We start from the raw sequence: 14,466 nt of genomic DNA on the forward strand, positions 1-14,466 counted from the left end.
AAGCCTGCCAATACCATTTTCTGCTTCTCTTCTGCGCTCCATTTCTTTCTTGCCATCTGCTTCCTCCTTCCGGAGGACTAACTTACCAGTTGTTCCTAATTTCGTCAAACCCTACAAAAACACCCCAAATGAAATACTGGTTCATGGACCAGTATCGCTCCTGGCATGGGGTGCAGAGGATGTGCCGGGTCTTGAGAGCATCAAGGAGCGGATATTACGCATGGAAGAGACAGCCTAAGAGCAAGAGGCAGAAGGAAAATGAGAAAGTACTCATGGAGATAAAAGAATCACATAAAAACAGCCGTATGGCCTATGGAAGTCCCAGGATAACCAAGGACATACAGGCCAGAGGAGCAAAGTGCAGCGAAAACCGTGTAGCCAGGTTAATGAAGATGCATGGCATTACCGGCAAGGCAAAAAAGAAATTCAAGGCTACAACGAACTCAAAGCACAATTTGCCTGTTGCTCCCAATCTCCTGAGTCAGCACTTTGCGGCAGACAAGCCAAACACCGTATGGGTATCTGATATTACATATATTGCAACCATGGAAGGCTGGCTGTACCTGGCTGTAATATTGGATCTGTATTCCCGACAGGTAGTCGGATGGGCTATGAGTGACCGACTGACAGCCGAGTTTGTTGTCAAAGCCTTGTATCAGGCCATAGGGCGAAGGAAGCCCGGTACAGGTTGTGTATTTCATTCTGACAGAGGCGTTCAATACGCAAACTCTGATTTCAGGGATGTACTGAAGGCTTATGGCTTTATCCAGAGTATGAGCAGAAAGGGTAATTGTTACGACAATGCGGTTGCTGAGAGTTTCTTTCATACCTTAAAGACAGAGCATGTCTATGATTACCGGTATGAAACACGGGCAGAGGCTATGCAAAGTATTTTCGAATATGTTGAGATGTTCTATAATCGTCAGAGGAGGCATTCAGCTCTGGGATACCGTTCACCGGTATCTTTTGAGCTGGAGGCTATGGCAGCCTAACTTAAAAAGAGTGTCCGTGAAAACGGGGGAAGATCAATGCTTAGATGGTTCACTCAATATCAAACACTCCTTGTTCAAGGGCTATTGCAACAGCCTGACTTCTCTTTACAGCGCCAAACTTTTGCATAATGTTTTTGATATGGAACTTTGCAGTATCTTGACTTATAGAAAGAATTACGGATATTTCCCATGTGCTTTTACCTTCTTTCAACCATTTCAACACTTCTTTTTCCTTTGGTGAAAGTGGGGTATTGCATGTTTTGTTCTGACGCAAAATACGAGTTAATGCCTGATGAAGGTGAGGAACAAGATACTTCAGTATAATCTCCGTCCTTGGACAGCGTTTTATTGAAGTCCCTGCAAAAGAGAATAGGCTCCCTGTGTTACCTTTAAAATTTCTTAATCCGTCAGTATAGCCTCCTCTCAATCCAAAGTCCTCTGCATGTGAAATAAACACTTTTGAAGTCATGCTTTTTTTATATGTATCAGCCCAGTATTGCAATCTAAAATTTAAAAAATTCTCTTTTACAATTGGATCAACCTTATCAAATCTCTGCAAAACATAAAACTCAAGCCAATCTGAAGGATAGCTTATATTTATGATATTGTAAGAATTTACCGTACAATTAGTGGTTATCTCTCCCAATCCACAGAGAGCAAATTCAAATGGGATTAAAGATTTCAGTTTATTTATAAGTTCTCTTAATTCCTCTTCCTTGGTACATGAGAGATTTGCAAGTATTAAGTCAAGCAGGTAGATGGCATCGTGTTTGGATAATGAATTTCTTAAATTCCTCACAAGTCCTCTCCCTACACACCCATTTACAGGCAAGTTTGAAGAAAAATAAAAAAGGCGTGTTATATCACGCCTTGAATTCAACTTTAAACTTATAAGTTAGAAAGTCTGTCTGTCTGTCTGTCTGTCTGTCTGTCTGTGCATGATTAATGCCAGAGGCTTAGTTATCCCATTTGTCCTCCATAAAAAGAGCATTTGCAACTTAAGATACAAAAGGGGGATATTCCTGTCAAGGTAATTTTCACATCGTCATTTCATCGGGTGCGGTGATACTGGCTGGAGGGTGAATATATGGGATTAAAAAGGCAGAATCTTTACTCGCGCCCTTACTTCGTCAACCGTAATAAATGCTCCACTTTCAAGAGTTATCTTGTATTTTTGAAGTATCTGCACCAGCCTGCTGCCGAGGGTTTGCGGCATGACATCCTGCGTACGAACCTGAATAACGCTCGGACCATTAGAATGGGTAGCTGCTAAAAGCGCTCCAAAATCCAAATCGTGTGTAAATACAATATAACCTCTCTCCTTCGCCCATTCCATAACAACTTTGTCGGTTGCCTTTATATTTCCAGCTTCCGACCAGTGAATAGCTTCCCAATCTTGTTGCTTGAATATCTCAACCCACTCAGGAGAAAGATCCATGTCTATAAGGATTTTCATGCAGAAACAAGAGGAACGTCGATCTCTTCAGACCTCCATGCGGCATAGGTAAGCGCTGCCTGAATATCTTCTTCTTCAAGGTATGGATATGCTTTCAGTATTTGGGCGTGAGTGTATCCGGATGCGATAAGTCCTACAATGGTTCCCACGGTTACACGCATACCTCTGATGCACGGCTTACCGCCCATTACATTCGGATCAAATGTTATGCGTTTCAGTTCCTTCATTTTCAACTCTCCTATTCGTTTATTCAATTATAGCACAGGTCCGTCTTAGACCTGTGTTCTTCTATAAAACAAGAGCCCTGCTTCTGAGGAAGCGTCAGGCAGAAGTTCTGGTATCTGGTTCTACGCGCCATCGGCATACATAACCTTGCCCATATCGCTTACGTCATAACCTCCGAGCTTTGCAACCATTTCCCTGAATTCATTATCTTCCCTGATAATGCTTAACAAAGCCCTTATCATTTCTGTATCGTAGAATTCAAACGGGATTGCAAGGTCATAGCGCTCCTTTGCAACAGGGATAAAATCAAGACCGAGCGCTTTCGCTGATGCAAGTATCGCAAGTCCAGTGTCTGCAATGCCTGTAAGCACCGCTGATGCAACACCCATGTGAGTGTATTCCTCTCTTTCATATCCTTTCACATCTTCAGGTTTTATTCTGAATTCCCGCAGGTGTTTATCTGTCAATAACCTGGTCCCGGCGCCTGCCTGCCGGTTTATAAAAACAACATCTTCCCTTGTCAGGTCTTCAAATCCTTTTATATTTTTCGGGTTTCCTTTCAGCACAAGAAGCCCCTGCTCCCTGTAAACTAAATTTACGAGAACGATCCTCCTGTCAGAAAGGAGCCGTTTTACGGAAGAGACATTATACTCTCCTGTCTCCTCGTCAAGCAGATGTGTTCCTGCAATATGCGCCTCTCCTTTTTTTAAAGCCATCAACCCGCCCATTGAACCGGCATGGGCTGACGAAAGCGAGAGTCCGGGATATTTCTTTTTCAGTGCATTTGATAGAAGGTCCAGCGCATTATCATGGCTTCCAATACATACTATTGTATTTTCTATTTCGTTTTTTGTTCTGAGCAGTTCTACATTCACCGCTGAACCTGAGCCTATTCCCTCAGACATGGCAGGTATTCTCACAAAACCATCTGCACGCACAAGCGACATCAAAACTCCTGCCCCGCGCGAAACAGGAGTGGCAATGAATTTATCTCCGACCTTCCCTATCTTGACCCTTAAAAATTCTTCCTGTCCGAGAGTTGAAGCAGCCTGCCTTGAAAGGACGACCCTCAAAACCTCAGGGGGTTCCATTTCTATACCCTGCCATTTGTAAATCACAGGCTTTGCGAAAAGATTAAACGTTATGAATGCTGACACTGGATATCCCGGAATGCCAAGCACAGGCTTGTTTTCAACCAGGCCTAATATTACAGGCTTGCCCGGCTTTATGCTTACCCCGTGAAGTATCACTTCACCTGTTTCGCTTATCGCTCTTGATGTAAAATCCTTAGAGCCTGAAGATGCGCCTGCATTGATAACAACCATGTCTCCAACTTTATGAGCCTCTAAAATTGCATCTTTTAACGCGTCAATATTATCAGGGACGATTCTGAATCTAACAGGCTCTCCTCCCCATTCAGAAACAAGGCCGCCGAGCACCCTTGAATTGTATTCAATAATATCTCCCTTTTTAAAATTGGTTCCGGGCTCTACGATTTCGGTGCCTGTCGGGATAATTACCACCTTCGGTTTTCTCCTGACGTTAATATCTACATATCCCCCCGCAAGCATTGCGCCTGTATCAACAGGCCTTATTCTGTGATTTTCAGAAAGTATAAGCTCTGTGGCAACAATATCCTCGCCAATCACCCTTACATTCTGCCATGGAGTTGCAGGCTCGGTGATTTCTATGTATTCATCAGTATCCTGTGAACCGTGAACCGTGAACCGTGAACTAATTACATTTACATCTTCTATCATTATCACTGCATTAAAACCATCAGGCATCGGATCTCCTGTGTCAACATAAACTGTCTGTTCAATTAACTTAAGTTTTTTGGGGGATGTTTCGGACGCGCCAAAGGTTTCCTGATATTTAACGGCATATCCGTCCATTGCAGATGAATGATAAAAAGGAGATGAGAGCCTTGCCGTAACAGGTTCTGCTGTTATTCTTCCGAGGGATTCCGAGACCATTACTTTTTCTCCGGGAAAAGCTTTAAGAAAACCCTGTGATTCAAGCCTCCTGAGCCATTTTTCTATAGCCTCATTCAGCGGGGTTGTCTCAAGATAAAGCTTACGCTTCAATTGCACCTCTTGAATGTCTCCGGGTTTTTATTGATTGTATAGGTTCCAACCCTGTTAGAAAAGGGAAGCTTTTCTAACAGGGTTAACATGCCTTAAAATCTCAGAAATGCTCCTATACCGCCTGCATCCAACAGCTCTTTATTATCTGCTATCACTTCTATCAGCGAACCTTGTTCCACTGCTCTCTGCGCTGCGAGGTCAATAAGATAATTGACTTCCTCCATCCCTCCCTTGCAATAAGGGCAGACAGATACTTTCTGCTTTGAAAGATTCCTGCAGTTCCGGCATTCGTAGCCTTCATCTTTAAGATTCTTCAGTAATACGAGCTTCATTATTCTTCCTTCCTGAAGCGCATTCAGAACATCCTCTATGCCTATTACTGCATTCTGCCCTTTACCGGCTGCTGTAAGCAAATCAGAAACAATCGCTTTCTCCGCCATGCTCTCAGACTCGCTTATCACAGGTTTGACTTTTTCAAATACATCATTGACATTCGCAAACATCTCGGCATGAAAAATGCCCACAATTTTTTCACTGACTGCCCTTGGAAGCATCTCCCTTACCTTTGCAACGGCGTCGTCGGAACCTCCTGTTATTATCCTTTCTATCCGCTCAGCTGCCAGAAATGACTCCAGTTTTTTTATAACGTCCTTTATATGCAGGCTTACATGATAATCTATATGCCGTTCAAATCTGTGTCCTGACAGAGAAAACCATCCTCCTCTTTTATGCTTCCCCGGCACATCCGGCGTATGCACCTCACCGTATTCCTCTATCTCGCCAAGATGCACAAGGAACAAACGCGCAGATTCCTTGTCAACAAGAAGCACAGCATACTGTTTATAATTATCCAGTATATCAAGCAGCGGCTGTATATACGGAGTCTTATCCACTATTATTGTGTTTTTTACAGGGACCGCAAGATGATATTCCTTCCAGAATGATTTTTCAGAAGAAGTGATAATTGCCAGCCCTTTTTTGAATTCCCTCTTATTGCCGGTGACAAACGCCTCAAGCTTTTCAATATCGCCTTTAATCTTTTTAAGTATCGTCTTATCCGTTTCTTCTGAAATATTTTTGAGCATATTCTTAAGATGTATTACATAATTCCCTTTTGTGTTAGGACTTACATTCAGATAAAGACTCACAAAATAACTGCCATCAGCCTGAAGTGTTGCAATCTCTTTTAGTTCTTCATGGTTAAGCATTTGTCCCTCCTTCTTCTGTACCTCTGAATATCTCAAATACTGATACGAACAGCGCCAGAACTAGCGGCCCGATTACAAACCCGATAAAACCGAAAAAGTTTATCCCGCCGATAACACTGAAAAATATCAAAAGAGTCGGCATCTTTGTCCTTCCGCTTATTATGACAGGCCTCAGAATATTATCCACTATGCTTATTACCAGCGACCCAAAAAGCAAGAGCGCTATGCCCTTCATATAACTGCCTTTGATAAGCAGATATATCACTGCCGGGCCCCAAATTATAAAAGTGCCAAGCATGGGAAGAAACGACATCACTGCCATTGCAGACCCCCATAAAACAGGCGCATTAATGCCTAACGCAAAAAAGGCAATGCCGCCGAGCGCTCCCTGAACAATCGCAACCACAACTCCGCCGTAAACTGTTGACACTACCATATCCTTCACCTGAAATCTGAGCCTGTCTTTCTGATTTTCAGAAAAAGGAATATAATTCCCTATTTTCTGCAAAATGTCAGGCCCATCCCTCAGGAGAAAAAATACCGCAAATCCCATAAATATGAAATCTATTATTGCACTGCTGATATTCGCCGCCCAGATGGAAAGATTATCCACCAGCCCCTTGCCAAACTTCTTAATCCCCCCAAGGATAACATCGCTTATCTCAACGCCTTCAATGCCGAAATAGGATTGAATCTTCTCAGTAAAACGCACAACATGAGGAGAAGTGAAAATATTCTTGATAGAATCAATTGTTTCCTTGTCAATCTTTTCAGCAATATCCTTTAGCTCCTCCAGAAGAACAAAGGAGAGATAGATAAAAGGCGCAACAATCACAATGAGAATTAAGGCTGTTGTTATAAACGACGTAAAAAATCTGGATCTGCCGTACCTCAATATAAACGTATATGCAGGATAGAAGACTATAGTAAAAACTATTGCCCATGCAATGGCATTAAAAAACGGCTTAAGTATCTGGTATGACAGATAGCCAAGCACAAGCAGTATGAATATAGAGGTTACGACATAAAATCTATTTACCCTCAATTGCCGCCTCCGCAAAAGCCCTGAAAATTTTTTCTGACAGGCTGTCCTGCAGCCGCTCAGGATGCCACTGCACTCCAAGAAGAAACGGATAATCCTCGCAGCATACTGCCTCTGCGATGCCGTCAGGAGAAAAGGCAATTGCATTCAATCCCTGCCCAATAGCCTTTACCGCCTGATGATGAGAACTGTTAACCTTAAACTCGCCTCTATCTATAAGTTTATTATCGTCTATTTTAATTGTATGCCAACCCTCTCTGTGCTCTATTGCCGCCGGAACCTGCTGCCTTATATCCTGATAAAGGCTTCCTCCAAAAGCAACATTTATAAGCTGCATCCCATAACATATGCCGAGCGCCGGCTTCTTCAACTTTATTATCTCATGAATTATTGCAAATTCAAAGCCGCTTCTGTCCCTTTCAACAATTTTTATCTCATAATTTATATCTTCGTTGTAATAGGAGGGATGGAGGTCGCTTCCTCCGGAGACAAGAATTCCGTCAATCCTTAAAGCAATATCCGCGGCATTACGGGAAGGCGCCAGCAATACAGGACAGGCGCCGGCATTCTCAACAGCCGCTGCATAATCCCTGTTGAGTTTAAAGCGGTTGTCCTCGATGTCTGCTGTTATACCTATAACCGGTCTCAACAGGCCCTCACACCCTCAACTTTCCGCCTGTCTCTGCTGTGATATACTTAACAATATTAAGATGCATTTCTTCCACTTCCGCTTCCGTAAGTGTTCTGTTATCCGACCTGTATCTTACCGTAAATGCAAGGCTTTTCTTTTCATCAGGAATATTTCTGCCTTTATAAAAATCAAAGATGGAAACATCCTCTATTAGTTCCGAGGGATACGCCCTTATGAGATTCTCAATGTCGAACGCTCTGAGTGTATCATCCACAATGATTGCTATGTCACGTTCAATACATGGAAACTTCGGTATCGGCGAATACTCCATAGATGCAGGGATCAGGGAAACTAACCTGTCAAGGTCTATTTCAAACACAACTATCTCGGGTTTCGGCACTTTCAGATCAAGCTTCTCAACCACCATAGGCGAAACAGCTCCGAGAAAGCCAATGCGTGAACCTGAGATGCGAATCTCACAGGACTGTCCCGGATGAAGGAAAGGCTCGCTTGAAGGAGAAAATGCATAGCCCTTGATATGCAGGTCCCCGAACAAGTCTTCAATCATCCCCTTGACTATATAGAAACCCTGCGCTTCTTCTTTCCACAAAGATGGTTTTCTTTCTCTGTAATAGACCCCGCCAAGGCACATGATTTCAAGAGGCAGCGGCCGTCCTATGTCCTCAAATACTCTGGATAACTCAAAAATTCTTATATCTCTTATGCCTCTTGAGAAATTACGCATAAAATTTTCAACCAGCGATGGGATTAGCGTCGTCCGGAGCAATGAACTTTCCTTTTTTAGCGGGTTTTTTATTGAAACAGCCCTACGCCTTCTGTCTTCCGCTGTGATATCAAAAATATCAAGGTCTGTTTCAGCCATGAAGCTGTAATTTATTGCCTCGTTGAACCCTGCTTTTCTCACGACATCTTTTATCCTAATAGCGCAAGCTTGTTTCCTGTCCGGGTTCCCTCCCGAAATAGCGGCCTTTGGAATTGTGGTCCGTATATTCTGATAACCGTAAATCCTTGCAATTTCCTCAATAATATCTGCCTCTGTCTTAAGGTCAGTCCTGAATGCCGGAGGTTCTACCGTGAAATAGTCCTTATGTAAATCCACGGCAAGGCCCAATCTCTTAATTATATCCACCATTTCTTTGTCAGGAATCTCTGTTCCCAGAACCTTATTGACCCTGTCATATCTCACATCCACAGTTACAGGGACAAACCTTTTTGGATAAACATCAACTTTTTTATAGACCATTCCGCCTGAAACCTGCCGGATTAAGTATGCTGCCCTGTCAAGCGCATTACTCAAAGCCTCAATGTCCGTGCCTCTTTCAAACCTGTAAGATGATTCGGATTTAAGGCCCAAAGCCCTTGAGGTCCTCCTGACTGATGCTGGTTCAAAATATGCGCTCTCAAGAAACACATCATGAGTAAAATCACTAACCTCTGTTTCAGCGCCTCCCATGACACCCGCAATTGCTACAGGATTTTTTGCATCCCATATGAGAAGCGCATCCGGCGGCAATTTTCTTTCTATGCCGTCAAGAGTCACAATATTGCAGTCTTCCTCTGCAAGCGCCACCTTTATTGATTTCCCCTTCAACGTATTAAGGTCAAACGCATGTAACGGGTGGCCTGATTCCATGAGGACATAGTTTGTTATATCCACTATATTATTTATCGTTCGTATGCCGCATTTGGTAATTCTGTTTCTAAGCCAGTCCGGAGAAGGCGCAATCTTTACTCCCTTTATAACCCTTCCGGCATATCTATGGCATAAGTCTGCATCAAGTATTTCTATCTTAAAACCAGCATCCGAAGCTTCTTCTTTTATGTCATGCTCAGGATGCTTTAGCGGCAGGTTTATTGCTGTGGCAAGCTCCCGCGCAATGCCGATAATGCTCAGACAGTCAGGCCTGTTCGGAGTAACATTAACCTCAAATACGAAATCTCCGTCCAGCTTTTCTACGGCCTCCACCTCAAGTCCGGCCATTGTAAGCATATCCGCTACTTCTTCGGGGCTTTTAGTGATGTCAACAAACTCTTTTAACCAATCAAAAGGAACACGCATAGTATGTATTATATCTATGCAATACGGAGATTGACAAGGAAAAGTTGGGAGATCTATTTATTCATCATATCAAGAAAGTCCTTGTTGGCCTTTGTGCCTGTAAGCTTGCCAAGCAAAAACTCCATGCTTTCAACTGTGCTCAGAGGGTTTAAGACCTTCCGCAGTATCCACATCTTATTCAACACATCTTTATCAACAAGCAGCTCCTCTTTCCTTGTGCCTGATGCGTTTATGTCTATGGTCGGGAATATTCTCTTATCAACGAGCTTCCTGTCTAAGTGAAGCTCCATATTGCCTGTGCCTTTGAATTCTTCAAAGATAACATCATCCATTCTGCTTCCTGTATCAACCAGCGCGGTGGCAAGGATTGTAAGGCTGCCGCCGTTTTCAATATTCCGGGCAGCGCCGAAAAATCTCTTAGGTCTTTGAAGGGCATTTGAGTCAAGCCCTCCTGACAAAACCTTCCCGCTTGTGGGCATAATTGCATTATAAGCCCTGGCAAGCCTTGTTACACTGTCAAGAAGAATAACTACATCTCTCTTGCACTCCACAAGCCTTTTTGCCCTTTCTATGACCATCTCGGCGACCTGGCAGTGCCTCTGAGGCGGCTCATCAAATGTTGAACTTATTATCTCTGCTGACGGAACCTGCCTTTTCCAGTCAGTAACCTCTTCAGGCCTTTCGTCTATCAGGAGGATTATAAGATGTATTTCCCTGTGGTTTTTCTTCGTGGCTTTTGCTATTGACTGAAGCAGCATTGTCTTCCCTGTTCTCGGCGCGGCAACTATCATCCCCCTTTGCCCTTTGCCAACAGGAGCTACAAGATCCATTACTCTTGTTGAATAATCACTTGCGTCATATTCAAGCTTTATTCTTTCGGTGGGATAATACGGAGTAAGGTTGTCAAAAAGCGTTCTGTTTATGCTGTCTTCAGGAGATTCATGGTTTACTGCTTCTACCTTGAGGAGCGCAAAATATCTTTCGCTCTCCTTGGGAGGCCTTATCTGGCCTGAAACGAGGTCGCCTGTCCTCAAAATAAATCTGCGAATCTGGGAAGGCGAAACATAAATATCATCAGGGCCGGGAAGATAACTGTAATCAGGCGAGCGGAGGAATCCAAAACCGTCAGGCAGTATTTCAAGAACGCCCTCCCCGAATACATTTCCTGTCTTTTCAGCCTGCGCCTGAAGTATTGCAAATATGATATCCTGCTTCCTCATACCTGATGCGCCGTCAACATTCAGGGTCTTTGCAACGGTGGTAAGTTCGTCAATGGTCTTTTCTTTTAGCTCTGAAATAGATATGTTATCCATATTTAGCTCCTCTTAGGGATTTTCTCTGGTGGTTTTTTATATTTAATAATTAAACCCGGTAGGCATTGCCTATCCTGAGGGGGTTTTTTGCAATACAAGGACTGCTACTGGATAAAGCTTACTAAAATATATTTGCTTTTGTCAATACTTGCGTGTTAAATTTTTCTATGCGCTACGGAGAAAAGGCTATAAAAACGGCAAGGTTAGAGTTGTGGGACAATCCCTACTCTGAAAAAGACTATGAAATCAATATAAGTTTTTCTGAATTCACATGCCTCTGCCCGCGCTCAGGCTATCCTGACTTTGCAACGATAGCCATAAAATATATCCCTGACACGAAGATTGTGGAATTAAAGTCGCTTAAGCTGTATTTGAATTCATTCCGCAATATGCGTATCTCGCATGAAGAGTCAACGAACAAGATTTATTCAGAGCTTAAAAAGAAATTGAAACCAAGATTTCTTGAAGTCACCGGCGATTTTAATCCGAGGGGGAATGTAAAGACAGTGATAAGGGTAAACTCCGAGGAAATTCAAAATTTAAAATTAAAAATAAATGAATTCCAAATTTTTAAATTTTAAATTTTTCAAAGAATTCCTTTTGCCCTTTCGATAAAAAGCTTCATTTTAAGGTGGTCTTTTTTGCCTTTCTCTGCCTCAACACCGCTGCTTACATCAACAGCATAAGGATGAACCAAGCGTACCGCCTTTTCTATGTTTTCAGGAGTTAACCCTCCTGCAAGGATAACCCTGCCGAATTTCTTTGCCTCTGCTGCAATGTCCCAGTTGAATATCTGACCTGTGCCACCAAATATTTCAGGCGTGTATGTGTCAAGCAGAAAGGCTGAAACTTTATCTCTGTATTTAGAGATTATTTCAAGATTATCAATGGACTTAACGCGTATTGCTTTTATGGCAGGTTTTGAGAGATTGCACGCCTTGGGATGTTCATCTCCATGAAGCTGGATTATATTTATCCCCGTCTGTAAAGCAACTTTTTCTATGGTGTTCTTATCCTCATTTACAAACACACCCACCGTTGAGATGAATGGAGGGAGTTTTTTTATTATTTTTTTTGCATTTGCAGGTGAAATGTACCGCGGACTCTTTTTAAAAAATACAAAACCCAGAGCATCAGCGCCAAAATCCGCTGCTGCCATTGCATCATCAAGATTTGTTATGCCGCATATTTTAACCTTCACCATGTATGCAGATTATAGCATAACATTACGCTGAGTTTTATTTGAATGGCATTTATTTTTTTCTTACTTCATTAAGGAGGCTGTGACTGTCTTTCGGCCATATTAAACTACCATTGCAAAACTATAAATGTTAGTACAATATATTCGTCTCATACAAGTTCTCATGCGGGGCTATCCGCTCCACCTTGTGGAGACTTCAGCCCCTATTCTGACAGACCCGTGAATCTTGCCTTAATCCAGCCACAGCCTCCTCCGCTTTTAGTTTCAGAGTTAAGAGTTAAGAAGCTTTTAACTTTTAATTTCTAACTTCTAATTTTTATAATGTATATCCGCTCTCGCCATGCTGGCTCAGATCAAGGCCGTCGGCCTCATCTTCTTCGCTTACACGTAAACCAATAGTCCAGTCAATAACCTTTAATATCACGAGCGTCGCCGTAAAGGAATAAATCCATGCAGCGCCAATGCTTATTATCTGGTTCAGCAAAAGCGATGCATTCCCGTAAAACAGCCCGTCGTTACCTGCGCTGTTTATTAATTTCGATGCGAACAAACCAGTTGCTATCGCACCCCATGTGCCGCCTATGCCGTGCACTCCAACTGCATCGAGAGAGTCATCGTAACCAAGCTTGGCCTTGAGATTAACAGCCATATAGCACAAAACTCCAGCCACAAGTCCTATAACAAGAGCGGGCATAGGGCCGACAAAACCTGATGCAGGTGTTATCGCAACAAGCCCTGCAACAGCTCCTGAAGCCGCGCCGAGAACAGTCGGTTTATTCCTGTGAATCCATTCAGCAAACATCCATGAAAGCGCTGCGGCTGCTGTTGCAATATGAGTTACAACAAAGGCTGATGTTGCCAGAGAACCGGATGCAACGGCGCTTCCTCCGTTAAAACCGAACCATCCAAACCAGAGCAGAGCAGCTCCGAGAAGCGTCATAGTGAGATTATGAGGCGCCATCTGCTCAACACCATGTTTCCTTCTCTTACCAACGATAATAGCGGCAGCAAGCGCTGAAACACCGGAGCTTATATGGACAACAAGGCCTCCTGCAAAATCAAGGGCGCCAAGTTCTCTTATCCATCCGCCGACACCCCATACCCAGTGAGCCAGCGGGAAGTAAACAACTGTTGCCCAGAGTACAAGAAACAAAAGATACGCCTTGAACTTGAATCTCTCGGCAAACGCGCCTGTTATCAGCGCCGGCGTAATCACGGCAAACATCATCTGAAATATCATGAATGCCTGATGAGGAATGGTTGCCGCATAATCAGGATTTGGTTCAAGCCCGACCCCTCTAAGCCCGACCCATTCAAGGCCGCCTATTATGTGCCATTTATCGGGTCCGAATGAAAGGCTGTAGCCATAAAGCACCCATAATATGGTTATAACTCCGAGCGTTATAAAACTCTGCATTATTGTTCCGAGAACATTTTTCCTTCTCACCATACCGCCGTAAAATAGAGCCAGCCCCGGAGTCATGAGCATAACAAGCGCTGAAGACATCAGAACCCATGCAGTATCGCCGCTATCCACCTTTGGCGGCGCTGGAACCGCTGCCGGTACGGGCTGTGCTGTAACAGCCGGTGCAGTCGTTGCAGCGGGGACGTCAGTCTTTACCTCCTCGGCAAATAGAGAACCTGCTAATGCCATAATACATACTAAAACCAGAATACTCAGTAACCTTTTCATTTTTATCCTCCTGTTTTTCTTTTTCAGGTATAACCTATTGATAACATTTGTAGCCAGAACCATGCCAGTGTTTAACTTGTTGTATTTAAAAGATTTTTACAAAATAAAATAACAACAAATTTGTATCTTGATACAATTTTGTATGGTCTTAGGCGTAAAAAAGGGGTAGTCTCCTACCCCTTTTCCGGGAAACCTCTTATATAGCCGTATCTCCCTTTTCTCCAGTCCTTATTCTGATTACATTATCAAGTTTTGAGATGAATATCTTTCCATCTCCGACCTTGCCGGTTTTTGCCTCTGCCTCTATTGTTGATACTGCCTTCTCTGCAAGACTGTCCGGCACAACAACCTCTATTTTTATCTTCGGAACAAAGGCTATGTCATATTCTGCCCCCCTGTAAAGCTCTACGTGCCCTTTCTGTCTTCCGAATCCTTTCACTTCCGTAACTGTCATTCCCTGCACCCCTATCTTATTAAGGGCATCTTTTACCTCGTCAAGCTTAAACGGCTTTATTATCGCTTCTATCTTTTTCATATC

The 14,466-nt window shown here is 43.2% G+C and carries 14 protein-coding genes; 2 read left to right on the top strand and 12 right to left on the bottom strand.

All coding sequences use genetic code 11. The features are described 5' to 3' along the window. Positions 1 to 89: 89 nt before the first annotated feature. Entirely contained in the window at positions 90 to 992 is a 903-nt protein-coding gene (locus HY035_07360; GenBank protein ID MBI3378198.1) for an IS3 family transposase, read from the top strand. Positions 993 to 1,041: 49 nt separating this feature from the next. Here the strand turns inward: HY035_07360 and HY035_07365 are convergent, their stop codons facing one another. From HY035_07365 to rho, 9 genes are all read right to left on the bottom strand, one after another. Then, positions 1,042 to 1,791, bottom strand: a complete 750-nt coding sequence (locus HY035_07365) for an autoinducer binding domain-containing protein (protein MBI3378199.1) — start codon at positions 1,789 to 1,791, stop codon at positions 1,042 to 1,044. Positions 1,792 to 2,085: 294 nt separating this feature from the next. Then, positions 2,086 to 2,448: a DUF5615 family PIN-like protein gene (locus HY035_07370; GenBank protein MBI3378200.1), complete on the bottom strand. Its 363-nt coding sequence runs from the start codon at positions 2,446 to 2,448 to the stop codon at positions 2,086 to 2,088. Further along, entirely contained in the window at positions 2,445 to 2,675 is a 231-nt protein-coding gene (locus HY035_07375; protein ID MBI3378201.1) for a DUF433 domain-containing protein, read from the bottom strand. The genes HY035_07370 and HY035_07375 overlap by 4 nt, the downstream gene beginning before the upstream one ends. A gap of 120 nt (positions 2,676 to 2,795) precedes the next feature. Beyond that, positions 2,796 to 4,766 carry a molybdopterin biosynthesis protein gene (locus HY035_07380; GenBank protein ID MBI3378202.1) on the bottom strand — a complete coding sequence of 657 codons (1,971 nt, stop codon included), beginning with the start codon at positions 4,764 to 4,766 and terminating at the stop codon, positions 2,796 to 2,798. A gap of 86 nt (positions 4,767 to 4,852) precedes the next feature. Beyond that, on the bottom strand, positions 4,853 to 5,968 hold the full coding sequence (locus HY035_07385) for a hypothetical protein (GenBank protein ID MBI3378203.1): 1,116 nt from the start codon (positions 5,966 to 5,968) through the stop codon (positions 4,853 to 4,855). Continuing rightward, the gene (locus HY035_07390) at positions 5,961 to 7,013 is read right to left on the bottom strand and encodes an AI-2E family transporter (protein MBI3378204.1); all 1,053 of its coding nucleotides are present in this window, start codon (positions 7,011 to 7,013) and stop codon (positions 5,961 to 5,963) included. The genes HY035_07385 and HY035_07390 overlap by 8 nt, the downstream gene beginning before the upstream one ends. After that, positions 7,000 to 7,659 carry a gamma-glutamyl-gamma-aminobutyrate hydrolase family protein gene (locus HY035_07395; GenBank protein ID MBI3378205.1) on the bottom strand — a complete coding sequence of 220 codons (660 nt, stop codon included), beginning with the start codon at positions 7,657 to 7,659 and terminating at the stop codon, positions 7,000 to 7,002. The genes HY035_07390 and HY035_07395 overlap by 14 nt, the downstream gene beginning before the upstream one ends. Positions 7,660 to 7,666: 7 nt before the next feature. After that, a complete protein-coding gene (locus HY035_07400; GenBank protein MBI3378206.1) occupies positions 7,667 to 9,721 on the bottom strand; it encodes a phenylalanine--tRNA ligase subunit beta in 2,055 nt (684 codons plus the stop codon). Positions 9,722 to 9,774: 53 nt separating this feature from the next. Beyond that, positions 9,775 to 11,025, bottom strand: a complete 1,251-nt coding sequence (rho, locus tag HY035_07405) for a transcription termination factor Rho (GenBank protein MBI3378207.1) — start codon at positions 11,023 to 11,025, stop codon at positions 9,775 to 9,777. 176 nt (positions 11,026 to 11,201) lie between these two features. Here rho and queF point away from each other — a divergent pair, with 176 nt between their 5' ends. Beyond that, complete coding sequence (gene queF, locus HY035_07410) at positions 11,202 to 11,615, top strand: NADPH-dependent 7-cyano-7-deazaguanine reductase QueF (protein MBI3378208.1); 414 nt, start codon at positions 11,202 to 11,204, stop codon at positions 11,613 to 11,615. Positions 11,616 to 11,620: 5 nt separating this feature from the next. On the opposite strand, the gene HY035_07415 is transcribed toward queF, so the two are convergent. The 3 genes from HY035_07415 to HY035_07425 all read right to left on the bottom strand — a co-directional run bounded on the left by HY035_07415 (position 11,621) and on the right by HY035_07425 (position 14,463). Further along, positions 11,621 to 12,238, bottom strand: a complete 618-nt coding sequence (locus tag HY035_07415) for a phosphoribosylanthranilate isomerase (GenBank protein MBI3378209.1) — start codon at positions 12,236 to 12,238, stop codon at positions 11,621 to 11,623. Between the two features lie 313 nt (positions 12,239 to 12,551). Continuing rightward, a complete protein-coding gene (locus HY035_07420; protein MBI3378210.1) occupies positions 12,552 to 13,928 on the bottom strand; it encodes an ammonium transporter in 1,377 nt (458 codons plus the stop codon). Between the two features lie 196 nt (positions 13,929 to 14,124). Beyond that, positions 14,125 to 14,463, bottom strand: coding sequence for a P-II family nitrogen regulator (locus HY035_07425; GenBank protein ID MBI3378211.1), 339 nt, complete (start codon positions 14,461 to 14,463; stop codon positions 14,125 to 14,127). Between the last annotated feature and the right edge of the window lie 3 nt (positions 14,464 to 14,466).

The organism is Nitrospirota bacterium (assembly GCA_016195565.1).
GTDB lineage: Bacteria > Nitrospirota > Thermodesulfovibrionia > Thermodesulfovibrionales > UBA1546 > UBA1546.

Coding starts and splice junctions, on each gene's coding strand:
- HY035_07420 (MBI3378210.1), bottom strand. CDS start 13,928: ATGAAAAGGTTACTGAGTATTCTGGTTTTAGTATGTATTATGGCATTA.
- HY035_07415 (MBI3378209.1), bottom strand. CDS start 12,238: ATGGTGAAGGTTAAAATATGCGGCATAACAAATCTTGATGATGCAATG.
- HY035_07425 (MBI3378211.1), bottom strand. CDS start 14,463: ATGAAAAAGATAGAAGCGATAATAAAGCCGTTTAAGCTTGACGAGGTA.
- HY035_07375 (MBI3378201.1), bottom strand. CDS start 2,675: ATGAAGGAACTGAAACGCATAACATTTGATCCGAATGTAATGGGCGGT.
- HY035_07370 (MBI3378200.1), bottom strand. CDS start 2,448: ATGAAAATCCTTATAGACATGGATCTTTCTCCTGAGTGGGTTGAGATA.
- HY035_07385 (MBI3378203.1), bottom strand. CDS start 5,968: ATGCTTAACCATGAAGAACTAAAAGAGATTGCAACACTTCAGGCTGAT.
- HY035_07400 (MBI3378206.1), bottom strand. CDS start 9,721: ATGCGTGTTCCTTTTGATTGGTTAAAAGAGTTTGTTGACATCACTAAA.
- queF (MBI3378208.1), top strand. CDS start 11,202: ATGCGCTACGGAGAAAAGGCTATAAAAACGGCAAGGTTAGAGTTGTGG.